The organism is Acetivibrio clariflavus DSM 19732, from assembly GCF_000237085.1.
Lineage (GTDB): Bacteria > Bacillota > Clostridia > Acetivibrionales > Acetivibrionaceae > Acetivibrio > Acetivibrio clariflavus.
This window is the reverse complement of the sequence record NC_016627.1, coordinates 3782073-3807147: the sequence shown is the minus strand read 5'-3', so window position 1 is coordinate 3807147 and position 25075 is coordinate 3782073. Positions and strand designations below refer to the sequence as shown.

The following is a 25075-nucleotide window of genomic DNA, read 5'->3' as shown; positions in this document are numbered from 1 at the left end:
AAAATCCAATAGTATTTTCTATTTATTTAAAGTATAATTCAATATAATAAATATAGAAGTTTGAGACTGAAAATAAAGTATTGAATTAATCTGCGATTTTAATTTGGAAATAATACTATTTTGAGGAGGGATACAAAATGAAATCTTATCGCAAAGAACTGTATTTTAATCTGCCTGCAAGGAGAGGATATATTAATATTACTCCGCAGGTTCAGGCATGTATAGATGAAAGCGGTGTAAAAGAGGGATTGGTTTTGGTAAATGCAATGAATATTACTGCCAGTGTTTTTGTAAATGACGATGAACCGGGATTGCACCAGGATTTCGAAAACTGGTTGGAAAAGCTGGCACCTGAAAAACCCTATAGCCAATATAAGCACAATGGCTATGAAGACAATGCCGATGCCCATCTTAAACGTCAGATTATGGGACGTGAAGTCGTTGCTGCTATTACTAACGGAAAACTTGACTTTGGAACATGGGAACAGATATTTTATGGAGAGTTTGACGGAAAACGTCAAAAACGTGTATTAGTTAAGATAATTGGCGAATAAAATTATAAGATGATAGCGTGCAAAACAAGGTATGTAATTAACTTACATAAGTGACGGGGTTTTTTGTGGGTCTTGAAGGGGGGATGCAATGAAATTTTTGGGCAATATTATATGGTTTCTGTTTGGCGGTTTTATTGCAGCTATTGAATGGTTTGTTGCCGGTTTGCTTCTTTGTTTGACAATTATAGGCATACCAATGGGGATTCAGTGCATGAAAATAGCCGGTTTAGTGATGTGGCCTTTCGGCAAAGAAGTCAAAATCGGCAAATTTGGAGTAGGAGGACTTATTCTAAATATTATATGGTTAATTATTTTTGGCTTGGAACTTGCGTTATCACATTTAATATTTGGTTTGATTTGTTGTGTTACAATTATAGGAATACCCTTTGGTATTCAGCATTTCAAACTTGCAAAGCTTGGGCTTATGCCCTTTGGGGCAAAAATTTATTAGTGATATTATACAATGATGTAATGCGATTTATGGAGGTTAATTGATGTGAAGGGATGCATAGTTTATTTTTCCGGTACGGGGAACACTGAATTTGTTGCAAAGGTAATAAAGGATGAATTTGAATATAGAACTATTTCATGTGACCTTTACGAGATTACTAAAAATACCGGATTTGAAGATAAGTATGACTTTTATGTTTTTGGGGCACCTATTTATGCTGAAATGTTTCCGGATTTTTATACCGAATGGGTTAAGAAGCATATATCAAAAGGGAAAGGCAGAAAGTGCATTGTTTATTCAACTCAAGCAAATAAAATTGCATGCGGGCCTGCTGTTTTTGCTAAAAATTTAAAGAAAGCAGGGTTTGAAGTTGTTGTTGAAGATTGCATTGTAATGCCCAATAACTACTATTTGGTTTTGTTTAAAAAGTTTACCGATGAGCAGGTTAAGGATGCTGTAAAGAGAGCAAGGGAACGGATAAAAGTGATTGTAGATAAATTCTTAAAAAACGAACCTCAGCTTATTTCAGCAAAGGGAAGGGAAATATGGGGAAAACCGATTTTCAAACTGTTTATGATATGGTCAAAAAAATGGGCAAAAAGAGCACTTACTGTTGATATGGAAAAATGTACACGATGCGGATTATGCCAGAAGGGATGTCCGGTAAGAAATATTGAAGTAAACAGTGACAAGATTGCCTTTTTTGATAAATGTGTTTCATGCCAGAGGTGTGTGCACAAATGCCCGGCAAATGCTTTCCTTTACAAAAACAAGGAAGTTGATCAATATAAATTGATATTGAGATAGAAGTCGAACGATTTTTATGACCAAATCTATGAGCCAAACTTCGGAAGTATTTTGAAAACCTGTCTATTATAAATGAAATTAGTTTAATTTGGATGGTGAATATGATAGTATTATATAAAAATGGGAAGGAGTTTGGTGTATGGATAGGAATAGCATATTATCAAAAATATTAATAGGAATTTTTATATTGAGTATGCCGGTTACTGTATATGCGAATTCATCTTGGCACTGGATTACCATGAGTCCAATGAAGATACTTCCTTATGTTATCATATTCACCTTGATTGTTGAGATAGCGGCGGTTTTTACAATTGGAAAGGTTAAAAATTTTAAGAGGGTATTCTACGTTATATCTCTTGCCAATTTATTTTCGTACCTTGCACCATATGTTGAAAGGGCTTATCGTTTTATTCCGACAAGCGGTTTCAGGATATCTGCAGCTTTTAATAAAGGACCGTATTATATTGTATTGACAGGATATCTAATTTTAACCATTATTGTTGAGTTGCCCATAGTTTTTTGGATGTTAAGAAAGCACACCGAAAGTAAAAAAATGTTGGTAATTTCTATTTTGGGGGCTAATATTGTTACAACTGTTGCTGTGGCAATAATTGAAAGGATTCTCTGCATCGGACAGTGGTAAGTGACATAAAGAATTTCCCGTTCGACATATATGAATTTTGAACCTAAAAAATTTAACAAAATTGTATTTAGACAATTAAAGAACGATAAGGTAAAATAAATAAGTAAGCAGTATATTACCTTATAAAGTGGGGGGGAGTCTGAAGGTGAAAAAAATGAAGTTTCTTTCAGGGTTAGTGATATTGGCGGCAATTATCAATCTATTTGCTTTTAATTCAAGCGTCAACGCTATAACCGAGGAGGAACAGTCAAAACTTAGTGAAACGGTAATACTTTACATAGGAAGTTCGGATGCTTATGTAAATACAGTAAAGACAAAAATAGATCCCGATAACAGAAAAATTGTTCCGATTATTAAAGAAGGCAGGACATTAGTTCCTGTAAGATTTGTATCGGAGAGTTTAAAAGCTGATGTTGACTGGGATAGTGCTAAATCTATCGTAACTATCAGATTAGGTGAAAATACTGCTATTTTAAGGCCTGGAAAGAAAATTATGGCATTAAACGATAATCCGGTAGAGCTGGATGTACCTCCCGAAATTATTGAAGGAAGGACTTATCTTCCTCTCAGGAGGCTTGTGGAAGATGTTTTGAATAAAAATATTTTTTACGACAGAAACGTTATAATTATTAGTGATAAGGATACTGTTTTTGATAAAGATGCTGATAAAAAATTAATTGATGATTTGGTATATATGTTCGGTCAGGATTATGCAACTGTTCATGTATCCGGAGGATACTCCCATAGTGTGGCAATAAAGAGAGACGGAACAGTGTGGGAATGGGGTGAAACTCTTAGCGGCAATAAGTTGATACCTGAAAGGGTAGAAGGTTTGGAAAGAATAATAGATATATCTGCCGGAAATAAATATACACTGGCATTGAAAATAGACGGTACAGTTTGGGCATGGGGTAAAAACGAAGATGGAAATATCGGCGATGGAACCCAAATAGACAGAGAGACTCCGGTAAAAGTTAAGAACTTAACTAAAATCAAACGTATTGCAGCATCCTTTGGAGGACACTGTTTGGCCGTAAATACCGACGGAAAGGTATGGGCATGGGGAAATAACGATTATGGACAATTGGGAACCGGAACTAAGAAAGCTGAACTTACTCCTGTTATGATTGATAAATTGACCCAAATAGAGGATGTAGCGGTAGGATATAATTTTTCAGCTGCCCTTGACAAAGAAGGTAATGTTTGGACTTGGGGAAATAATGAAAACAGTTATCCGAAAAAATTAAAAGATTTAAATAATATAATTGATATAGCAGCAGGACAAAGCCATTTACTTGCCTTAAAGAATGACGGAACTGTGTGGATATGGGGTAATTTTGAGGAGATGCCTGTATACAGAGGCCAGGTAAAGAAAAATACCGATACATCGCTGCCGGTAAAAATTGAAGAACTAAAGGGAATAATTGCTATTGCAGCTCAAGGCGGATACTCGGCTCTGTTAAAAGATGACGGAAGCATGTTTGTATGGGGCTATTTGGATAGTGAATTGGACATAGACGACCATTTAGTTCCCACAATTATAGAAGAATTAAATGGAGTCAGGGAAATAGCAGCAGGAGGAGGACATTTACTGGCCTTTAAAGATGACGGTTCCCTTTGGGCATTCGGTAGAAATACTAATGGGCAAATTGGTGACGGTACCACAATTTCAAGAAAAAAACCAACAGTAACTGCCTTTAACAAAGATCCTTTGGTAGTGACCGAAATAGTTGCCAAGGCCAAAGCTTTTGAAAATAAATTTGATGATGCTACAGTAAAAGAACTGGATAAACTTACTGATGAACTATTGACAAAGTATGACTACAATCAAGGTAAGAAATTTATTGACCGCAGCAATATGAAAGTGGTTGTTGCAAATGACGCATGGGAATTTATAAATGCCATAGGATCAAACCGTGAAATAATATTAAAATCTGAAGCAGTGTATGATATTACATTAGCGGTATATGATATTACATCAGCTTTAAATGAAGATATAGACAATGAAAAGGTTTATTATAGAATGGTTAATGGTGGACCGGAATTGGTAATAAGCAATGTTGAGAATCTTATAATAAGATCGGAATCCAGTAAACTTGCCAATTTAATGGCTAGCCCGACTTATTCTTATGTATTGAATTTTGAAGATTCCAGAAATATAGTTATTGAAGGTGTAAATGCCGGACACGGCCCTGAAAAAGGTGAATGCAGAGGAGGAGTATTTTCCTTTGAACGCTGCAGTAATGTGTATATAAATAATTCAATCTTGTATGGCTGCGGCACAGAGGGGATTTCGCTTTCAAATGTTGAGAACTTTACTTTTGACAATTCGATAATTGAGGAGTGTACATACCACTTAATGACTGTAAAAGAATCAAAGGATGTTGTTTTCAATAATTCAAAGTTCAGAAACACAGGAGTGTATGATTTGATAAATATTTCAGACAGCAAAAATGTACTGTTTAATTCCTGTGAGATAAGTGACAATGAAATATTTTTAGACGAACATATTTTTAATTTAAGTAATGTTGAACCGAAGCTGATAGTTAAGGATACCATTATAAGGGACAATATGGCCGGATACTTGCAAAAATATAAAGAAGATATATATTTCAAAAATATCACTGCAGACAATAACATATTTATGAGTGAATTATATGGAGTTGATTAATAAATTATTGATATATGTTAGAAATTGCTTAAAAAGCATAAAAATAATGAAAGCTCTTATATAGAATATAGGAGCTTTTTTTCTGAGTTTCTGTTCACTTAAACAGTGATTTGCAAAATATGTTTCTTTATGTTGTAGTGTAAAAATGATAAAATAAAAATACTATTTTGCAGAGCAAAAAAATAATATACTTACTGTATTGGCAAAATAACTTATCAAATCTTTAAGCTATAATTTTCTTAAAATTAATTAAGGGAAAATTCGGGGGGTTAAAATGTTTAATAAAAAGAGAGGAACAATGTTTATTGCAGCTTTTATTGCTGCGATGTTATCTATTAATGTATTGCCGGTCAATATTTTTGCCGCTAATGCCTGGGATGCCTATTCCAACTTTATTCCCAATGAAACCCCGGTGGTAAAGCGGCAGCTTAGGGGAACTTGGATCAGCACGGTATTGAATCTTGACTGGCCTTCTGCAGATGTGAAGAAGATAGCAAACGATGAAGAAAGAATACAAAAAAGTAAAGAAGAACTTATTGCTATTCTGGACAAAGTAGTCGAGATGAATATGAATGCTGTATTTTTTCAGGTTAGTCCGGAGGCTGATGCATTTTACAAGTCGAATATAGTTCCCTGGTCCAGGTATTTGACGGGGACTTTTGGTAAAGATCCAGGATTTGACCCGCTTGCTTTTGCCATTGAAGAAGCCCATAAGAGAAATTTGGAACTTCATGCCTGGTTTAATCCTTACAGGGTGTCGATGGATATGAAAGATTCCACCAAAGCATCGCTAAATATAAATAAAAGTGTTTATAAAGAGCATCCTGAGTGGATAAAGAGCGCCATGGACAGGTTTGTAGTAGATCCGGGAATTCCGGAGGCAAGAAAGTGGGTAATAAGCCGTGTCATGGAAGTAGTTAACAATTATGATGTGGATGGTGTTCACTTTGACGATTATTTTTACTATGAAAAAACGGTAGGAGAACTTAAGGACGAAGATACCTACAGAAAATATAACAACGGACAATTTACAAATATCGGGGACTTTAGAAGAAATAACACTTACCTGTTGATAAGTGAACTTTCACAGGAAATAAAGAAGACCAAACCATGGGTAAAGTTTGGTGTAAGCCCTGCAGGAGTATGGGGAAACAAGAAGGATGGTCTTGCAAATGGCTCAAATACCCAGGCAAGTTCCACCAATTACAACAACTGCTTTGCTGACACAAGAAAATGGGTTATGGATGAAATTATTGACTATATTGCGCCCCAGATTTACTTTTCCTTTGGATATTCGAGAGCAGCCTATGGCGAACTGGCAACATGGTGGTCCGATGTATGTCGGGGTAAAAATGTTCATCTGTATATAGGTATAGCACTGTACAAAGTAAATGACAGTACCGACACTTATTTTACCGCAAATAACGGTGTTCCCGAAATTACAAGGCAGCTTAAGTTTAATACTACCAAGCCGGAGATAATGGGAGATATAATGTTTAGGTTTGCAAACTTAAACGATGCAAAAAAGCAGCCGGTTGTAAATGCCATGAAGAATTTGAGAAGTACTAAAGCCCTTGTTCCGGTAATGAGCTGGAAAGGCGGCTCAGCCCCGGATACTCCGTCAAACGGAAAATTGGAGGCTGTAAATGGCAAAATAAGGCTGACCTGGACAGATAATGACCCTGACACTGCATATTATGCAGTTTACCGCTTTAATATAGATGAAAATGCCGATATTACTTCCGATGCAAGTGCAAAAAATCTAATTGCCACTGTAAGAAAATATGCAGATGGTGTACAGGAGTTTACAGATACAGGATTGTATGATACTGAAAAAGTGTATTATATCGTTACTGCTCTGGATCGGTTGCACAATGAGAGCAACGGCCTTACAATTTCCACGAAGCATTCCCAATACTTTAAGGATGTGGGGCTGAAACACTCTTGGGCTATAGATGCTATTGATTTACTGTATGAGAAAGGTGTGGTAAAGGGAGTCGGAGACGGCATCTTCAATCCTGGTGCCAATACCAAAAGAGCGGATTTTACCATTATGACGGTAAAAGCTTTGGGATTTGAAGCTGATTTTACAGACAATTTCAGTGATGTAAAACAAGATGCTTATTATTACAATTCGGTGGGAATTGCAAAGAAACTTGAAATTGTAAAAGGAACAGGTGAATTTTTTAACCCTGAAGGAAACATAACAAGGCAGGATATAATGGTTATTATGCTTAAAGCATTGGAAGCTAAAGGCATAACCTATGATAAGGATGGCATTGATTATCTTGCAAGGTACAGTGACAGAAATCAAATCAGTGACTATGCCAAAGATGCAGTAGCATTTCTGACAAAATTGGGAATTGTGCAGGGATATGATGGAAAATTCAATCCTAAGCAATATGCCACAAGGGCTGAAATTGCAGTGATACTGCAAAACGTTTTGGATAAAGTATTTCAGCAGTAATATGAAGTAGATTTAGCTTTGTTGGATTATATTATTATATAGAAAAGACTGAAAATTATTTTTCGGTCTTTTCTGCAAATTTTGTCTTAAAGGGGATAAATGCGCATAGACAGCTAAATAGGTTAGCATATGTAAGGTGAGAGATAGTAAGTTATAGGCAAGTTATTTGTTTGACAATTATTGTAGCAACATATATGTGATGGTATAATGTATAATGTATAATAGTCGTAGTCCACTTACTATTACCTTTTACCGAGCTTATAGCGTTTGTAAGGTAAAGACGGATGGAGTACAACGAATAATATATTAAGGCAATATTACCTGTCACAAGTTAAGTTTTGAGCTAAATACAAATAAGCTCAACTATGACAGGAAATTTCCTTATAACCTTATCTGTCAAGTTAGACGATAATAAAAAAAGGTCAAATGAAGGAGGAAAATTGAAATGGAAAACATGCCTAAGGTAAAAATCGGTCTTGTCGCAGTTAGCCGTGACTGCTTCCCCGAAGCGTTGTCGGTAAACAGAAGGAAAGCTGTTGTAGAAGCTTACAGAAAGAAGTATGGTGAAGGGGATATCTACGAATGTCCTATATGTATTGTGGAAAGTGAAATACATATGGTTCAAGCCCTTGAAGATATAAAGAAAGCTGGCTGTAATGCTTTGTGTGTTTATCTTGGTAACTTTGGTCCGGAAATTTCTGAAACATTACTGGCAAAACACTTTGAAGGGCCTAAAATGTTTATTGCAGCTGCTGAAGAAAGCCAGAACGATTTGTCTGACGGACGCGGTGATGCTTACTGCGGTATGCTGAATGCAAGTTATAATTTAAAACTTCGTCATGTAAAGGCATATATCCCGGAATACCCTGTGGGTACTGCTGAGGAATGTGCCGATATGATAAATGAGTTTGTACCTATTGCAAGAGCATTGATTGCTTTATCGGATTTGAAGATCATCAGTTTTGGTCCAAGACCATTAAACTTTTTAGCTTGTAACGCACCTATAAAGCCTTTGTATGATCTTGGTATAGAGATTGAAGAGAACTCTGAGCTTGACCTTTTTGAAGCTTTTAACAAGCATGCAAATGACCCAAGAATTCCTGAAGTTGTAAAGGATATGGCTGCAGAACTCGGAGAAGGCAATAAAAAGCCTGAAGTTCTTGAAAAGTTAGCACAGTATGAATTAACTCTCTTAGACTGGATAGAAGCTCACAAGGGATATAGAAAATATGTAGCCATTGCCGGCAAATGCTGGCCTGCGTTCCAGACCCAGTTCGGATTTGTTCCTTGTTATGTGAACAGCCGCTTGACAGGCCGCGGTATTCCCGTATCCTGTGAAGTTGATATTTACGGTGCATTAAGTGAGTTTATCGGTATCGCTGTATCCAACGATGCTGTTACATTACTTGATATTAACAATACTGTACCTGAAGATATGTATAAGGAAGCAATAGAAGGTAAATTCAATTATACCCATAGGGAAACTTTCATGGGCTTCCATTGCGGAAATACATGTTCCAGGAAACTGACATCATATACTATGAAGAATCAGAAGATTATGGCAAGAAGTCTTCCGGAAGAAGTTACCAATGGTACTCTTGAAGGAGATATTATCCCTGGTGATATTACATTCTTCAGATTGCAGTCTACAGCAGACACAGAGCTTCGTGCATATATTGCAGAAGGTGAAGTGCTTCCAGTGGCAACCAAGTCTTTTGGTGGTATAGGTGTATTTGCTATACCGGAAATGGCCAGATTCTATCGTCATGTATTGATTGAAGGCGGTTTCCCTCATCATGGTGCAGTTGCTTTCGGACACTTCGGTAAGGCTCTGTTTGAGGTGTTTAAATATTTGGGTGTAAATTATATTGGATTTAACCAGCCGAAAGGCATGCTGTATAAGACAGAGAATCCCTTTGGTTGATTTTAAGCAACATAAACTTAGTAGCTTTGAAAAAATAGGCTTTGAATAACAATTCTAAACATATTTAGGTATAACAAAAAACTTCCGCTTTTTTTGCCGGAGCAAAATTAAGGCGGAAGTTTTTCTATGTCTAAAATTTATTATGTTTAAAATTATAAAGTGATTTCTGAAATTTAACTTTTGCTTTTAGTGCATTCATTATACAACTTTCTTATATTCATCACTTTCTTTCATGACTTTGATAAAAATTTTTACGATCTCCGGGTCGAATTGAGTTCCGGAATTTTTTTCGAGTTCCATAAAGGCTTCATCAATGGTCATACTCGCACTGTAAGGCCGCTCCGACAGCATTGCGTCAAAGGAGTCGGCTACACATAGAATTCTTGCGCCTAAGCTTATGGATTCACCTGCAAGGCGGTGGGGATATCCAAAACCGTCATATCTTTCGTGATGATGTAAAACGTAATCAATAAGCTGGTTCATGCTGAGCGGTTCAAGAATATTTGCACTGTAAACCGGATGCTGCCTTATAATGTCAAGTTCTGAATCGTTTAGCTTTCCTGTTTTACTTAAGATAAGTTTCGGTACTTCAACTTTTCCGATATCATGAAGCAATCCTGCATATTGAAGCATACTAATATCTTTTATGCTCAAATTGAGAGCTTTACCGATCATGACCGAATAATGGGCAACCCGTTCGCAATGACCTCTGGTATATTCGTCCTTGGCCGATATAGTGCTTAGCAAAGCTTTAAATACGCCGATCATATGCTGATGGTCTGAGCTTATGTGTTTTTTTAGTTTTTCCAGAACATCTTGATAAAAATGAATTTTATCTTTACCAAGATTTTTCGAGTGATAAAGGGCCATATCGGCTTGGTTAATGAGATCGTCTTTGGTAGCAGCCAATTCAGGATATACCGAAAGGCCCATGGACAGGGTTATATTGCTGAAAGAATGATTTTTAAAATAATTACATTTATTCTTTTCAAATAGATTGCGCATTTTGTGAGCTATTTGGCTTGCAGATTGCAAATTGAAACCTGGGAGAATAACCGCAAATTCGTCACCGCCATACCTGCAAACGAAATTGTTGCTTCCGGCAGCCTCTTTTAGTATTGAAGCTGTTCCCTTCAATATGCAATCACCGTAATCATGGCCGTTTACATCATTGCACATCTTAAAATTATCTATGTCTATCATTACTAAAGCAACAGGCCTGTTATCCGTTTTGGACTTTTCGATTTCTTTGTCTAAGATTTCATTAAAAAACCTATGGTTGTAAGAACCTGTAAGGTCATCGGTTACAGAAAGCAGTTCCAGCTTACATTTCTGTTCGTGTAATTTTTGTTTTTGGATTTCCTGAAAATTTGCAAATATTGAAACTGTTATTGTGCAGACAACAGTGAGCATTTTAGATGTTAATCCTGCAAATATGCTGAACATGGGGGATATTGTATATGCAAATATCAGAAAGGATATTTCAATAAAATTAATAAATAATCCGATGGATAGAGCAAAAAAACGAAAACGGTAGGCAAGATAAATTGCAACAAATATATGAAATTGCCCCACTATCTGTTTAAAGCTTTCGCTTTGGGTTGGGCGCATAATCAATAAGGATATTGAAATATATAAAATCTCGAAAAATAAAAACTCAAAAACATTTAATGGATTTTTAAAATATGTTTTCCTTATAGATTTAAGTTTATTTTTTAAAGATGTAAAAAGTCCATTTTTCACATTCATTGTCTTTTTCTCCTAGCAGTTAATATTTTTTGTCAAAAACTTGGTAAACCAAAGTGTATGTTTTTATTCACCTATTTATAAAAAAGATATTCTATATTATAGCATAGTTTTTAAATTTACCCAATATTTTGTAAAATAATGTTTGATAAAATCTTTAATATTAATCTATATTTTATAATAACAAATGCCAATGATTTTAATTGTCCTTTCTGTGATTTGATGAATTGACATGCCTGTGACGAGATTGGCAGCAAGCTTTCTGGTACACAAACTCCTTGAATTGAATATCTATAAAATAAGCATCAAGTCAAGGAGATGATGGTATTGAAAAGGTTTGTTCTTCCTGAAAACTTCTTAATGGGGACTGCAACTGCCAGTGTACAGATTGAAGGCGGAGATAAAAACAATACTTGGTATAAATGGTGCGAAGAAGGGCGTATCAAAGACGGATCACATTGTATTACTGCATGTGATCACTGGAATAGGGTTGAAGAGGATACGGAGCTTTTGAAAGAATTGAATGTAAATACTCACAGAATGAGTCTTGAATGGAGCAGAATTGAACCGAAACCTGGAGTGTTCTCCAATGAAGCTATTGAACATTACAGATACGAGATTGAGTTGCTTATAAAAAACGGGATAGTTCCATTTGTTACCCTCCATCATTTTTCAGAACCCCTTTGGTTTGATGAGTTGGGAGGATGGACAAAAGAAGAAAATTCCAGGTGTTTTTTAGAATATACACAATATGTTGTTGAAAAGCTTGGAGACATTGTAAGCGATTGGGTAACTTTCAATGAGCCCAATGTCTATACAAAATTCGGATATATTTTTGGACTTTGGCCTCCCGGAAAAAGAAGCCTTATAAGAAGCTTTAAGGTATACACAGAGCTGATTAATACGCATATAAAAGCCTATGAAATTATTCACAGGGTCAGAAATTCAATGGGGTTCAAGGGTAAAACCAAAGTCGGGTTTGCCATGCACATACGCGTTTTTTGCGGTATTTCTGCTACCGGGAAAATGATAGCCAAATTGGTGGACTACTTATTCCATGAACTGTATTTGGAAGGAATGGTAAGAGGAAGGTTTAAATTTCCGTTATCAAAAAAAGGTTATAAGTGTCGAAAGGGTACTTATGTAGATTTTATAGGGATAAACTATTATACAAGAAATATAGTTGAGTTTGAACTTAATCCGTCTAATCTTTTTCATAATTTAAGATGCGATAACAGACTGGAAAAAAATGATCTTGGTTGGGACATATACCCTGAAGGTATATATATGGTATGCAAAAAGTATTATGAACGATATAAATTGCCAATATATATAACCGAAAATGGAATAAGCGACAAAAACGATACAAAACGCCCCGGTTTTATTGCCGATCACTTGGCATATGTGGCAAAGGCGATAGCTGAAGGAATTGATATTCAAAGATATTATCATTGGACACTTATGGATAATTTTGAATGGCTGGAGGGAGAAAGTGCATATTTTGGTCTATATCACTGTAATTTCAAAGACCAGAAAAGAACGATACGGCCTTCCGGCAAACTCTACAGCTTGATTTGCAAAGAAAAAAAACTGACAGAGGAAATGTTACAACAAGTTTTGGAAATAAATTAGAAAGTTTTGTATTGACCAGCAGAAAGATTGGGTATATAATTAATAAAAACATATGAATATATGTTCATATGTATACTTTAAAGTTTAAGGAGAATGGCAATGAATAATAAAGATGCATACAATTGCAATTGTAACATAATTCACCAGGATATTGTAGATAGTGTAAGAGCCAATATGCCTGCAGAGGAAAATCTTTATGATGTTGCCGAGCTATTTAAGGTGTTTGGAGATACTACAAGAATAAAAATAATTTGTGCTTTATTTGAATCTGAAATGTGTGTATGCGATATAGCAAACCTCTTAAATATGACACAGTCTGCTATTTCGCATCAGCTTAGGGTATTAAAGCAGGCGAGGCTTGTAAAATACAGGAGGGAGGGTAAAATTGTATATTACTCATTAGATGATGAGCATATAAGGCATATATTTAATCAGGCTTTAGCCCATATAAATGAATGAGAATTTTGAAGATATTGGAATTGAAGAAGGGGTTACTATGGAAAATGCTAAAGAATTGATATTAGAAGGACTTGACTGTGCAAATTGCGCATCAAAAATTGAACAGGAAGTTAAAAAAATAAAAGGCGTTAAGAACGCTTCGGTGGATTTTGTTTCAAGCAAGCTGAACATTGAAGCTGAGAATAAAGATGTTTTAGCTGATATAACAATTGCTGTTACAAAAATTGTTAAGAATATTGAAGTTGATATAAAGGTTGTTGAACCGGAGAATAAAAGTGATAATATAAATGTTTTTGACGAGCTTTTTAACAAAAAGACATTGGCAAGATTCGGTTCCGGAATAGCTTTGTTTGTAATTCCGCTGATTTTTGAACTGCCGCATTGGATTGAACTTTTGATGTTTGTTGCCAGTTACTTGATTTTTGGAGTGGATGTAATTTATAAGGCATATAAAAATCTTCTTGGGAAACATTTCTTTGACGAAAACTTTTTAATGAGTATTGCAACCTTTGGAGCTTTTGCCATTGGTGAATATGCTGAAGGGGTTGCGGTAATGCTGTTTTATCAGGTGGGAGAAATATTCCAGGATATGGCTGTAAATCACTCCAGAAATTCAATCAAGGCTTTGTTTGATTTACGGCCGGATTATGCCAACTTAGAAGTTAATGGAGAGATAAAAAAGGTTTCTCCTGAAGAAGTTAAAGTTGGTGATTATATCATTGTTAAACCCGGGGAGAAAGTGCCTTTGGATGGCAGAGTTGTGGAAGGAAGATCGGTTATTGATGCTTCAGCCTTAACTGGTGAATCCCTTCCTGTTGAAGTTGAACCGGGAGACGAAGTTTTGTCGGGAGTTGTGAATAAAATAGGACTTATAACCGTTGAGGTAACAAAGGAGTTTCAACAGTCTACGGTTTCAAGAATTCTGGATTTGGTACAGAACGCCGGCAGCAAAAAGGCTGCTACTGAAAACTTTATCACCAAATTTGCCAGGTACTATACGCCGATAGTTGTTTTAATTGCTTTATTGTTGGCATTTATTCCTCCGATAATTACAAGGGGAACTGGCATTGCACAGTGGATCAACCGGGCTCTGGTGTTTTTGGTAGTGTCTTGTCCTTGTGCTTTGGTAATATCCATACCTTTAGGATTCTTCGGAGGAATTGGAGGCGCATCAAAAAAGGGGATATTGGTTAAGGGCGGCAACTATTTAGAAGCACTGAACAGTATTGATACTGTTGTATTTGACAAAACCGGTACCTTAACCAAAGGGGTATTTAGCGTCAATGAAATAATAGCTTTTGATGGTTTTTCGAAGGATGAGATCCTGGAAATAGCTTCCTATGCAGAGAATTTTTCCAATCATCCTATTGCGGCAACCATTTTAAACGAGTATAAAGGTAAAATTGATAAAAGCTCGATTAAGGATCATATTGAAATACCCGGCTATGGCATAAAGGTAATTGCAGAAGGTAAAGAAATACTTGTCGGAAATTCAAAGCTGTTGAAAAGAGAGAACATTAAGGTGCCGGAGGCAGATGAGATAGGAACTATAGTATATGTGGCTTTAGACGGTAAGTGTGTCGGATATATTGTGATATCGGATCAGTTGAAAGATGACTCGGCTGACACTATAAAAGAACTAAAGAAAATGGGAGTAAGAAGAACCATCATGCTGACAGGGGACAATAGTGCTACAGGTTCAAAGATAGCAAGGGAATTGGGTTTGGATGCGGTATATTCTGAACTTCTTCCCGATCAGAAAGTGGAGAGATTTGAAGAACTGTATGAAAACAAGTTGACCAAGGGTAATATTATATATGTGGGAGACGGAATAAATGACGCACCGGTAATTGCAAGAGCAGATGTGGGAATTGCAATGGGTGCGTTAGGATCGGATGCGGCAATAGAGGCAGCAGATATTGTATTGCTGACTGATGAGCCTTCAAAGCTTATAAACGCAATTAAGATTGCAAGGCGTACCCGTTCAATAGTATGGCAAAATATTGTTTTTGCCTTGTCGGTTAAAGTTTTGGTGCTGGCTCTGGGTGTTTTTGGAATTGCAAACATGTGGGAAGCTGTATTTGCTGATGTGGGAGTAGCACTTTTAGCAGTACTTAATTCAACCCGTGCCATGAATGAAGGAAAAGTTGCTGAAGAGCAAAAATCATAAAATCTGAATCATTTTACCCATTGGGTTATTTCAAAAAAAGCCCGAACATTTTGGCCTAAAACCGAATATTTTGTTTAATAATTCTTGAGAAAGAAGATACTTCCGCTTTCTGCTATATAGGATTTTAGCGGAAGTTTTTTTATCATGATTAAGCAGATATTGAAATTTGTGCATGTATCAAAAAAGCTTTTTTAAATAAAAATATTATTGAGCAAAATAAATGCACTGAGGAGGAAAAAAGCTATGCATGTAACTAAAATGGATCATCCCAACGAGGGTGTAAAATGTGAGGTAAATACTTGCTATTACTATATGAAAGGCGACTATTGCTCTGCAAGCAAAATTGAAGTTCAGCATAAAAACGCCCTTACATCAGAGGATACAGACTGTGCAACTTTTAAGCCTCAGGCTTAAGTGTTTTGGGGATATTTGCCGGTAGAGGGATTCCTTTACCGGTTATTTATTTTTATGAAGTCTGCAAATATTTAATAAAAGCTCTGTTTAAGTTATAATAAGTATGCAGTCACTTAAGTCATTTCAAAATTCTTAAATGGTCAGTTGCGAAGATTACCTTAAAATATTGTTAGAAGGCTGGATACTTATGAATACGGAGAAAAAAGAGATAAAAGTATCTGTACGCAATCTGGTGGAGTTCCTTTTGCGTGCAGGTGATATCGACAGCAGCTTTTTTAGAATTAATAGAGCTGTTGAGGGAACCAGAATCCACAAAAAGATTCAGAAAGCGCAGAAGGAATGTTATAGGCCGGAAGTTCCTTTGAAATACAGTATTGATTACCGGGAGTTTGTATTGACTGTTGAAGGCCGTGCCGATGGAATTATTGAAGACAGTGACGGTGTTACAATTGACGAGATAAAAAGCACAATGTCTCCCCTTGAGATAATAGATGAAAACTATAATGAGATGCATTGGGCACAGGCAAAGTGTTATGCCTATATTTACGCTGTGCAAAATAATATTGAAAAGGTTAATATAAGGCTTACTTATTGCCATTTGGATACTGAAGAAATCAAATATTTGAATAAAAGTTTCAGTGTTGAACAGCTAAAGGACTTTTTTGACCAACTGGCTCAAAATTATTATAGCTGGGCCAAGCTTGAATATGATTGGCAGTTGGAAAGGGATGAGTCCATACGGAAATTGACATTTCCTTTTGACATGTATAGAAAAGGTCAGAGAGAACTTGCTGTTGCCGTTTATAAGACCATTACTTCAGGCAAAAATATATTTGTACAGGCACCAACAGGCATAGGAAAGACCATTTCGACACTTTTCCCTTCGATAAAAGCAATGGGCGAAGGCAATACCTCAAAGATATTCTATCTTACTGCAAAGACTATTACCAGAAGTGTGGCCGAGGAAGCTTTTTTAATAATGAGGAAAAAGGGACTTAAGTTTAGGGCAATTACCCTTACAGCAAAGGAAAAAATCTGTATCAAGGAAAAGTCCAGTTGCAATCCTGCCGACTGTGAAGTGGCAAAGGGGCACTTTGACAGAATTAACAGTGCCATTATGGATATATTGGCTCATGAAGAGGAATTAAAAAGAGAAACCATTGAAAAATATGCTGCTAAACATAAAGTTTGTCCTTTTGAATTTTCTTTGGATCTGACCCTTTGGGCTGATGCAGTTATTTGTGACTATAACTACGTATTTGATCCGAGAGTGTATCTTAAAAGGTTTTTTACCGATAAAGGGGATTATATTTTTTTAATTGATGAGGCACACAATTTGGTGGACAGGGCAAGGGAAATGTATTCGGCAGAAATTTATAAAAAGCCTGTGCTTAAGATGAAAAAGGAAATGAAGGAAATTGCGCCTAAAATATCAAAAGCACTTAACAGGATAAATACTTTTATGCTCAATAAAAAGAAGCTATGCAATGAAAAAGGTTTTTATGTGAGCAAAGAAGGCGATAAAGAGATTTACTCCATTTTGAGAATGTTTGTAAGTGAGTGTGAGGCGTATTTTGCAAAAAATGAGAATATAAAGGCAGGAGACGAACTGCTGGAGCTATATTTTAATGCACTGGCATTCATAAGGATTTGTGAACTCTATGATGAGAGATATGTTACTTATGTTGAGATACAGGAAAACGATGTAAAACTTAAACTGTTTTGTCTTGATCCTTCTTACCTTTTGCATGAAGCTTTAAAAAAAGGAAAGAGCGGCGTGTTTTTTTCCGCAACCCTTATTCCTCTGGAATATTACAGGGGGATTTTGGGAGGAAGCGCAGAGGACTATATAATGAGCATAGAATCTCCTTTTAACCTTGAAAACAGAAAGCTTTTGGTGGCCGATTATATCTCTACAAGGTATGCAAACAGGGAAAGGAGCTATAAAGCTATAGTTGAGTCTATATGGAATTTAATAAAGTGTAAATGCGGAAATTACATGGTGTTTTTCCCGTCTTATCAGTATATGAATACAGTGTATGAGTTGTTTGGCAGTGAACATCCCGATGTAAAGGTGCATGTTCAAGCGGCTTCCATGACAGAGGAAGAACGGGAAGGTTTTCTCGCCCTTTTTGTTCCCCAGCCGGATGTTACCACAATCGGTTTTTGCGTCATGGGGGGAATCTTTTCCGAAGGTATAGATTTAAAAAACGACCGTTTGATAGGAACGGTCATCGTGGGAGTCGGGTTACCGCAGGTCTGTCTGGAAAGGGATATTATAAGAGAGTATTTTAATGATAGAAACAATGCAGGATTTGAATATGCTTATATGTTTCCCGGGATGAACAAGGTTATGCAGGCGGCAGGCAGGGTTATAAGGTCTGAGACCGACAGGGGAATTATTTTGCTTATCGATGAGAGGTTTACCAGCAGGAATTACCTAAAGCTGTTTCCAAGGGAGTGGTTTCCCTATACGAGAGTAATAAAAGCCGATGATATAACTAAGTTTGCCAATGAATTTTGGAACAAAGGGGATACTTGAAAACTAAGAACTGTCTCATATGTTGCTCTTTTGCCTGCTTCTGTTCAATATCGATTTATGGTATACTTAAATTGTAATATTAATTAAAAAATATCTATATTTAAATTTAAGAGGTTATTGTTATGAAAAGAAATATTGGAAAAGCGTTTCTTTCACTATTGATTATTTCAGCAATTGCCTTAGAGGTTTTAATGTTCCTGCAATTTAGCACTGTAAAAGGTCAAATCGTAAAGCAATCCATTGTATATTTTCCCAATTGGGCAGTATATTTGGACAGCCATAACTATTTCGCTGTCGGTGATATTCCCTGGGATAAAGTAACCATTGTAAACCACGCATTTTTTAAGATAAACGACAAATATGAGATAGAAACAACGGATAGATATGCAGACTTTGAAAAGAGTTTCCCCCATTCCTCCGGTTCACTTAAAGGCCATTTTGGTGAATATAAGTATTATAAATCTTTGTATCCTAATGTAAAGCTTGTTGTATCCATAGGAGGATGGACAGAAAGCGGTAAATTTCATGAGATGGCTATGACTACTTCCGGTAGGGCAGCTTTTATCAACAGCATAATAAGTTTTCTAAAGACGTACACTTTTTTTGACGGAGTGGATATTGACTGGGAATATCCCGGTGTTACAAGGGACGGTTGCCCGGGTGGACCGGAAGACAGGCAAAACTTTACAAATCTTTTGAAAGAAATTCGCCAAGCTTACATAGACAACAATATGCCTGATAAATTGCTTACAATAGCGGTATCTCCAAGCAAGTATACAACATCTCATACTGATCCGAACAATTATGCACAGTATGTTGATTTTATCAATGTTATGACCTATGATATGCATGGGGAATGGGATAGTATAACAAATCACCATTCACCTATATATGCAAAGGACGACTATTCCGTTGACGGTGCTTTTAAACTTTATACAGAAACCTATGGTGTTCCGGCAAATAAAATTGTCATCGGTACGCCGTTTTATTCCAGAGGTTGGAGTAATGTGATTGCCTCTGAAAAACACGGTCTGGGAGTAAGCGGTTTGGGCTATCTTCAGGGGACACTGGGGTCAAACGGGCAGAACGCATATTTTAGAATGAAAGAGCTTGAAGCTATGACCGATGTATATGTTAAGTATTGGGATGACTATGCCAGGGTACCTTGGTTATATAGCGCAGCATTGCATGAAATGTATACTTATGAGGATGAAAGATCATTAGCTGAACGCTGCGATTATGTTATTGATAACAATGGCGGGGGAATAATGGTTTGGACTGTCGCCTTTGACGATAAAGACAAAGGTTTCCCGCTTATGAGCATAATAGCCGATAAATTGGGTATTGGCGGCGATTCTGTTCAAACACCTACAGCAACAATTATGCCTGCCGGTACGCCTACACCGGCTAGTACGATATTGAAAGGCGATATAAACGGGGATGGAGAAATAAATTCCATTGATTTTGCCTATTTAAAAAAATATCTTCTGGGAATGAATGTTCCCTTTACAAATATTTTGGAAACTGCCGACCTCAATAATGACAATTCTGTAGATTCCATTGACTATGCGCTGTTAAAATGCCTTATCCTCGGTATAAAATAATATCTTTGCGTTTTTTTGAGAGATGCTTTAGTAATAAATTGAAATCAGGGAAAAGATAAAAAGACCTTTACACTTGCTTGAACTTGTGTATAGGTCTTTTTTGCTATAATAAAATTTATATTTTTTAAAATTATGTGGAAATAGCATTTCTAAAAGAGGAAACGTCGGTAATGGGGTCATGGCATGTATAGTTTTCACAAATATAAGCTGTTGTCTTTCCTTCAACGCTCCTGTAGTTTTCAATAAAAGGCGCAATGTCTTTCAATTCGGACTGAGCATCGGAATAGAACATGGATAATGTAAAGGGTCGGAATTCTTCACGGATTATATTTATCATGCTGTCGGATTCAAGTTTGTCATTCCCCACAATAACTACTTCCTTTGATTTGGATTTTGCAAACAAAAGGGCTGTAAGGAAAAAGCTATGTCCCATTGCAAAGTTTTCAATATTTCTGCTAAAGGTTTTAAACTGTATATAAGCCTTATCTTCCAAATCAGAGCGGCCTGTAAGCCGGGCAAGCCTTAAAAAATTCAATGTACTGACTGAGTTTCCGGAAGGAATCGCACCGTCGTAAGTCTCTTTTGGCCGTGTTATCAGTTGTTCACTGTCACTGCCATAGTAAAAAAGGCCACCGTTGTTTTCATCCCAAAAGTACTTGATAAGGTCGTCATTAAGCTTTAAGGACTGTTTTAAATATACCGGCTTGTAAGTTGTTTCATAAAGCTCAATCAGTCCCCAAATAAAAAAGGCATAATCGTCAACATAGCCGGGAAAAGCCGATTCACCATCCCTATATCGGGCAAGAAGCCTTCCGTTATTAGAAACAAGCTTTGACGAAATAAATTTCGCTGCTCTTTCTGCTGCTGTAATGTATTTTTCTTTTCCCAAAACTCTTCCGCCTATTGCTAAAGCAGCAATCATAAGACCGTTCCATGAGGTAAGAATTTTGTCATCCTTGTGGGGGTGCACTCTTTTTTCTCTATACTCGAAAAGTTTTTTCCTGCATTCCTCTATAAAAGGTCTCTCTTCATCAGGGATATTTCCCTTAATTAAGTTCGGAATGTTGAATCCTTCAAAATTTCCATGGGGAGTAATATCATAGTATTTACAGTACTTTTCACCGTGTTGCTCACCTAAAACTTTTTTTACTTCATCCATGGACCATACATAGAATTTTCCTTCCATGCCTTCAGAATCAGCATCTTCAGCCGAATAAAATCCGCCTTCGGGAGAAGTCATATCTCTTAAGACATAGGTGAAAATTTCTTCGGCAATGTCGGCATAATCTCTTTTTTTCGTTGCTTGATAAGCTTCCAGGTATGCAATGGATAAAAGGGCGTTATCGTAAAGCATTTTTTCAAAATGGGGCACCAACCATTTTCTGTCTGTGGAATAACGGCTGAATCCAAAGCCTATATGATCGTAAATTCCGCCTTTGTGCATACATGCAAGGGTTTTTTCCACCATAGTCAGAGCATATTCCTCTTTAGTGTTGTACCAATATCTGAGGAGAAAAAACAGGTTGTGGGGAGTGGGAAATTTAGGGGCACTTCCAAAGCCGCCAAAGATGTTGTCAAAAGCAAATTTTAGTTCAGAATAGGCTTTATCCAATATATCTTCCGTTAATTCCCCTTCGTGGTCCTGCTCTAAAAGTTCATTATGTTCATTTATTGCATTGATTATATATTCGCTTTCTTTTAACAGGGCTTCACGATCCGTTGTCCATGCATTATGGACACTTTCTAAGATGGACATCAATCCGCTCATTCCCATTCTGTCGTTTTTGGGAAAGTAAGTGCCGGCAAAAAACGGTTTTTTGTCTGGGGTCATAAAAATGGTTAATGGCCAGCCCCCATGTCCGGTGAGTGCCTGACATACATTCATGTATATGTGGTCTATATCCGGACGTTCTTCCCTGTCAACTTTGATGGATATAAAGTATTTATTGAGGATTTCTGCCACTTCATAGTCCTCAAAGGATTCCCTCTCCATAACATGGCACCAATGGCAAGTGGAATAGCCTATGGAGAGAAAAATTGGCTTGTCCTCCGATTTTGCTTTTTCAAAGGCTTCATTGCTCCAGGGAAACCAGTTTACAGGATTATAGGCATGTTGGAGAAGGTAAGGGGATTTTTCATGGATTAGTCTATTGGCTTGTTTATTAGTTGACATGTGGGCATCACCTTCCTTGTACAATTAATATTGTATTAAATCAGTGACCGAAGCCACTGTTCGACCCATTAAAATTCATTGTTAACATAACACTTCAAACTTCATTCTTTTCTAAACATCAAGCACATCATCCGGCTTCACATCTTAGCCATTTTGCCAGCAACTGTTGGCCTGAACCTTGACAATCATGTATAATATCTTCCGGACTTGGAAGGTGAGTGTTTCACCTCCTGGGACGGACCTTAGCGGGCCGATTACCCGTAAGAAAGAGTATTTATCCATTCCGGTAAGTCTACATGATTTGGCTGGTTGAGGCCAGCTCTTTGGCTGGTTCCTCGTGTCACATGCAAGGTTGTTTGCTTACATGGGAAGGAATGGAGGCTTTTAAGTCCATTAATCTTAAAAAGGAGGCATTTTAATGAATTTCAGACCCATTGCAGGAATTGATGTGGGTAAGTTCTTCAGTGAAATGGCGATTCTTTCTCCTACCAATGAAGTGGTTGCCCGCATGAAGATTCACCATGATTCCAATACCGACGTTGAAAGAGCCGTTGAATTGCTTAATAAAACGGAAAAAGATTTTGCTTCAAGGCCTTTCATAGTCATGGAATCCACCGGGCACTATCACAAAATCCTTTTCCATTCACTTTGTAAAGCTGGATTTGAGGTTTCGGTAACAAACCCCATCCAAACTGATTCTATCAAAAATATTGGAATCAGAAAAGTGAAAAATGATAAAGTGGATGCCCGGAAAATTGCCCTACTCTATAGATTTCAGGAACTTAAGTCAACCAACATCCCCAATGAGGATATTGAGTGCCTAAGGAGCCTATGTCGCCAGTACTACAAACTGAGTGATGAGCTTACCGCCTACAAAAACAGGCTTACCGGTATTGTTGACCAACTCATGCTTAACTTCAAGGATGTCTTCTCCAATATATTTTCAAAGGCTGCTATGGCTGTCCTGGAGGAGTATCCTACTCCTGCCCATATTCTTAAGGCTGACAGGAACAAGCTGATTTCACTGATTCAGAAGAAATCCCGCAAAAGCCTCAAATGGTCAACTGCCAAGTATGAGCTTCTGGTCTCCAAGGCCAGAGATTTTGCACCTCTGAGCATTCATAATGCCTCAAATGTTATTATGCTGGGCGTATATATCTCCATGATCAAAACCTTGGAAGAAAGCCTGGAGAAAGTCCTTAAGTCCATTCGTCTACTGATTGCTGAAGATATGGCGAAGGATATGCCCATGCTGGCATTGACGCTTGAACTTTTGCAGAGCCTGCCAGGTATAGGCCTTCTCTCTGCTGCTACTATTCTTGCGGAGATTGGAGACTTTTCAGCCTTTAAAAAGCCAGGCAAGCTGGTTGCTTATTTCGGCGTTGACCCCTCTGTCATGCAGTCCGGAGAGTTTACCGGCACACGGAACAAGATGTCTAAGAGAGGTTCAAGGCTGCTTCGCAGGGTGCTTTTCACAATTGCTCTTGCTAATATCCGTACCAAGCGGGATAAGACAGCTTGCAACCCTGTGCTGCTGGAGTTCTACCAACAAAAATGCCAGAGTAAGCCTAAGAAAGTAGCTTTGGGAGCTGTTATGCGCAAGCTTGTTTGTATCATCTTTGCTGTCCTAAGGGATAGGAAACCTTACCAGTTACGCAGCCCCCAGGAACACGCTCAAATGCTTGCAGCAAAGCATACAGCAGCTTGATAGTACTGTACTTGATGTTCAGTTTTCAAAGAGCAACTTGCTATTTTAGACCAGCTATTTTATGTCTACCTCACCTAGGTGGTCTTGTTGTCATGCGTTTCATTAACGTCAGGAGCCTAAAAAAATTTCTCAAAATTTTTATTATAAACTCTTGACTTTAATTAGCTGGTCTTTCATAATTTATAGTTTGTTGGCTTTTTATAGTAAAGTATTATTTTTATTTACCACCAAACTATTATTTGAAAGAAAGTAATTATATATTCAATTTGAAAATTTGCAAAACATTAATTATTCTTCAATTTTTAATAACTCATTCATTACCTTTGTTACTTTGGCATATCCAATTATCTTGTTGCCTTCCTGAATATTGATAACCTTTCCTTCCCACAAACAATGAGGATATGCTTCAGGCGTTATAAAAGTTATAGTACCAGTAACAGTTTCCCCAGGAAAACTCATCTTTGCTAAAATAATTGTGTGTGCCTGTAGACAGATAATCATCCTTTATTAAAAGAGCAGGTCTGTAGCAAGAAGTGCATGGTCTGCTTCTACTGCCAACTTTTGTTTTTAGAAAGGATATGACTGCTTCAATATCTGGTGTTCTCGTTGTTTCACTTGCCTTAAAATCAATTTGCTATTTTAATTGCTTATATAAATTTTCCAGTTGCTTTGTATCACTTGTTTCCCATCCATTCTTTAACATAGACTCTAATGTTATTTTTGAAGCTTCAACAACTGATGATTTTAAGCTACTGATAGAGCAGTAAGATGTGAACTGTAATGCTTCTCTGTGAATGAACTCCAATTCCATAATATCTTTATCAACTTTTTTCCCTTTTATAAGAAATGGACCATCCATAAATAGAAACTTTTGAGATATACCGACTTTTCCCTGAATGATCAGTAAAAGTGATTTTATCCACCAAGTTAATATTACAACAGGAAAGTCACTCCAGCCTTCTTCCGGAAAGAACCTATCATCTATTTTGAAATATATTTCTCCAGTTATTGATTTATATTTACTCATGTGAAAACTATCCTTGTTTATTTCAATACTGATTTTACAGTTCATTTATTCTCTCACCTCAAAGATGACATTTGTTTTTGCTT

At 36.9% G+C, this 25075-nt stretch carries 17 protein-coding genes; 14 read left to right on the top strand and 3 right to left on the bottom strand.

The features are described from left to right. Positions 1 to 137 precede the first annotated feature (137 nt). The 7 genes from CLOCL_RS15920 (at position 138) to CLOCL_RS15890 (ending at position 9517) form a co-directional block, all read left to right on the top strand. Positions 138 to 554 (top strand): secondary thiamine-phosphate synthase enzyme YjbQ, encoded by a 417-nt coding sequence (locus CLOCL_RS15920; protein WP_014256300.1) that lies wholly within the window; start codon positions 138 to 140, stop codon positions 552 to 554. Positions 555 to 642: 88 nt separating this feature from the next. Continuing rightward, a complete protein-coding gene (locus CLOCL_RS15915; RefSeq protein WP_014256299.1) occupies positions 643 to 1005 on the top strand; it encodes a YccF domain-containing protein in 363 nt (120 codons plus the stop codon). Positions 1006 to 1050: 45 nt separating this feature from the next. Next, positions 1051 to 1812 carry an EFR1 family ferrodoxin gene (locus CLOCL_RS15910; protein ID WP_014256298.1) on the top strand — a complete coding sequence of 254 codons (762 nt, stop codon included), beginning with the start codon at positions 1051 to 1053 and terminating at the stop codon, positions 1810 to 1812. A 139-nt stretch (positions 1813 to 1951) separates the two neighbouring features. Continuing rightward, positions 1952 to 2455, top strand: coding sequence for a hypothetical protein (locus tag CLOCL_RS15905; protein ID WP_014256297.1), 504 nt, complete (start codon positions 1952 to 1954; stop codon positions 2453 to 2455). Between the two features lie 154 nt (positions 2456 to 2609). Beyond that, the gene (locus CLOCL_RS15900) at positions 2610 to 5126 is read left to right on the top strand and encodes a stalk domain-containing protein (RefSeq protein ID WP_245532903.1); all 2517 of its coding nucleotides are present in this window, start codon (positions 2610 to 2612) and stop codon (positions 5124 to 5126) included. 274 nt (positions 5127 to 5400) lie between these two features. Then, positions 5401 to 7593: a family 10 glycosylhydrolase gene (locus CLOCL_RS15895; protein WP_014256295.1), complete on the top strand. Its 2193-nt coding sequence runs from the start codon at positions 5401 to 5403 to the stop codon at positions 7591 to 7593. 445 nt (positions 7594 to 8038) lie between these two features. Then, positions 8039 to 9517, top strand: coding sequence for an L-fucose/L-arabinose isomerase family protein (locus tag CLOCL_RS15890; RefSeq protein ID WP_014256294.1), 1479 nt, complete (start codon positions 8039 to 8041; stop codon positions 9515 to 9517). A 198-nt stretch (positions 9518 to 9715) separates the two neighbouring features. Here CLOCL_RS15890 and CLOCL_RS15885 read toward each other — a convergent pair whose 3' ends face one another. Then, on the bottom strand, positions 9716 to 11266 hold the full coding sequence (locus CLOCL_RS15885) for a bifunctional diguanylate cyclase/phosphohydrolase (protein WP_014256293.1): 1551 nt from the start codon (positions 11264 to 11266) through the stop codon (positions 9716 to 9718). A gap of 324 nt (positions 11267 to 11590) precedes the next feature. On the opposite strand from CLOCL_RS15885, the gene CLOCL_RS15880 reads away from it, so the two are divergent. The 6 genes from CLOCL_RS15880 to CLOCL_RS23340 all read left to right on the top strand — a co-directional run bounded on the left by CLOCL_RS15880 (position 11591) and on the right by CLOCL_RS23340 (position 20084). Continuing rightward, positions 11591 to 12895: a glycoside hydrolase family 1 protein gene (locus tag CLOCL_RS15880; protein WP_014256292.1), complete on the top strand. Its 1305-nt coding sequence runs from the start codon at positions 11591 to 11593 to the stop codon at positions 12893 to 12895. 99 nt (positions 12896 to 12994) lie between these two features. After that, complete coding sequence (locus CLOCL_RS15875) at positions 12995 to 13354, top strand: ArsR/SmtB family transcription factor (RefSeq protein WP_014256291.1); 360 nt, start codon at positions 12995 to 12997, stop codon at positions 13352 to 13354. 37 nt (positions 13355 to 13391) lie between these two features. Continuing rightward, positions 13392 to 15524 carry a heavy metal translocating P-type ATPase gene (locus tag CLOCL_RS15870; RefSeq protein WP_041715786.1) on the top strand — a complete coding sequence of 711 codons (2133 nt, stop codon included), beginning with the start codon at positions 13392 to 13394 and terminating at the stop codon, positions 15522 to 15524. A gap of 243 nt (positions 15525 to 15767) precedes the next feature. Then, the gene (locus tag CLOCL_RS21715) at positions 15768 to 15938 is read left to right on the top strand and encodes a DUF1540 domain-containing protein (protein WP_014256289.1); all 171 of its coding nucleotides are present in this window, start codon (positions 15768 to 15770) and stop codon (positions 15936 to 15938) included. 187 nt (positions 15939 to 16125) lie between these two features. Then, positions 16126 to 18480, top strand: coding sequence for an ATP-dependent DNA helicase (locus CLOCL_RS15865; protein ID WP_014256288.1), 2355 nt, complete (start codon positions 16126 to 16128; stop codon positions 18478 to 18480). Between the two features lie 122 nt (positions 18481 to 18602). Continuing rightward, positions 18603 to 20084 (top strand): glycosyl hydrolase family 18 protein, encoded by a 1482-nt coding sequence (locus CLOCL_RS23340; RefSeq protein WP_014256287.1) that lies wholly within the window; start codon positions 18603 to 18605, stop codon positions 20082 to 20084. A 130-nt stretch (positions 20085 to 20214) separates the two neighbouring features. On the opposite strand, the gene CLOCL_RS15855 is transcribed toward CLOCL_RS23340, so the two are convergent. After that, complete coding sequence (locus CLOCL_RS15855) at positions 20215 to 22257, bottom strand: thioredoxin domain-containing protein (RefSeq protein ID WP_014256286.1); 2043 nt, start codon at positions 22255 to 22257, stop codon at positions 20215 to 20217. A 418-nt stretch (positions 22258 to 22675) separates the two neighbouring features. Between CLOCL_RS15855 and CLOCL_RS15850 the strand changes: the two genes are divergently transcribed. Further along, entirely contained in the window at positions 22676 to 23965 is a 1290-nt protein-coding gene (locus CLOCL_RS15850; RefSeq protein WP_014254024.1) for an IS110 family RNA-guided transposase, read from the top strand. Between the two features lie 634 nt (positions 23966 to 24599). Here the strand turns inward: CLOCL_RS15850 and CLOCL_RS15845 are convergent. Then, a complete protein-coding gene (locus CLOCL_RS15845) occupies positions 24600 to 25037 on the bottom strand; it encodes a hypothetical protein (protein WP_014256285.1) in 438 nt (145 codons plus the stop codon). Positions 25038 to 25075 lie beyond the last annotated feature (38 nt).

Bases quoted from the DNA above. Each gene is read 5' to 3' on its own strand.
- CLOCL_RS15920 (WP_014256300.1), top strand. From the start codon at position 138: ATGAAATCTTATCGCAAAGAACTGTATTTTAATCTGCCTGCAAGGAGA.
- CLOCL_RS15915 (WP_014256299.1), top strand. From the start codon at position 643: ATGAAATTTTTGGGCAATATTATATGGTTTCTGTTTGGCGGTTTTATT.
- CLOCL_RS15905 (WP_014256297.1), top strand. From the start codon at position 1,952: ATGGATAGGAATAGCATATTATCAAAAATATTAATAGGAATTTTTATA.
- CLOCL_RS15900 (WP_245532903.1), top strand. From the start codon at position 2,610: ATGAAGTTTCTTTCAGGGTTAGTGATATTGGCGGCAATTATCAATCTA.
- CLOCL_RS15895 (WP_014256295.1), top strand. From the start codon at position 5,401: ATGTTTAATAAAAAGAGAGGAACAATGTTTATTGCAGCTTTTATTGCT.
- CLOCL_RS15890 (WP_014256294.1), top strand. From the start codon at position 8,039: ATGGAAAACATGCCTAAGGTAAAAATCGGTCTTGTCGCAGTTAGCCGT.
- CLOCL_RS15885 (WP_014256293.1), bottom strand. From the start codon at position 11,266: ATGAATGTGAAAAATGGACTTTTTACATCTTTAAAAAATAAACTTAAA.
- CLOCL_RS15875 (WP_014256291.1), top strand. From the start codon at position 12,995: ATGAATAATAAAGATGCATACAATTGCAATTGTAACATAATTCACCAG.
- CLOCL_RS15870 (WP_041715786.1), top strand. From the start codon at position 13,392: ATGGAAAATGCTAAAGAATTGATATTAGAAGGACTTGACTGTGCAAAT.
- CLOCL_RS21715 (WP_014256289.1), top strand. From the start codon at position 15,768: ATGCATGTAACTAAAATGGATCATCCCAACGAGGGTGTAAAATGTGAG.
- CLOCL_RS15865 (WP_014256288.1), top strand. From the start codon at position 16,126: ATGAATACGGAGAAAAAAGAGATAAAAGTATCTGTACGCAATCTGGTG.
- CLOCL_RS23340 (WP_014256287.1), top strand. From the start codon at position 18,603: ATGAAAAGAAATATTGGAAAAGCGTTTCTTTCACTATTGATTATTTCA.
- CLOCL_RS15855 (WP_014256286.1), bottom strand. From the start codon at position 22,257: ATGTCAACTAATAAACAAGCCAATAGACTAATCCATGAAAAATCCCCT.
- CLOCL_RS15850 (WP_014254024.1), top strand. From the start codon at position 22,676: ATGAATTTCAGACCCATTGCAGGAATTGATGTGGGTAAGTTCTTCAGT.
- CLOCL_RS15845 (WP_014256285.1), bottom strand. From the start codon at position 25,037: ATGAACTGTAAAATCAGTATTGAAATAAACAAGGATAGTTTTCACATG.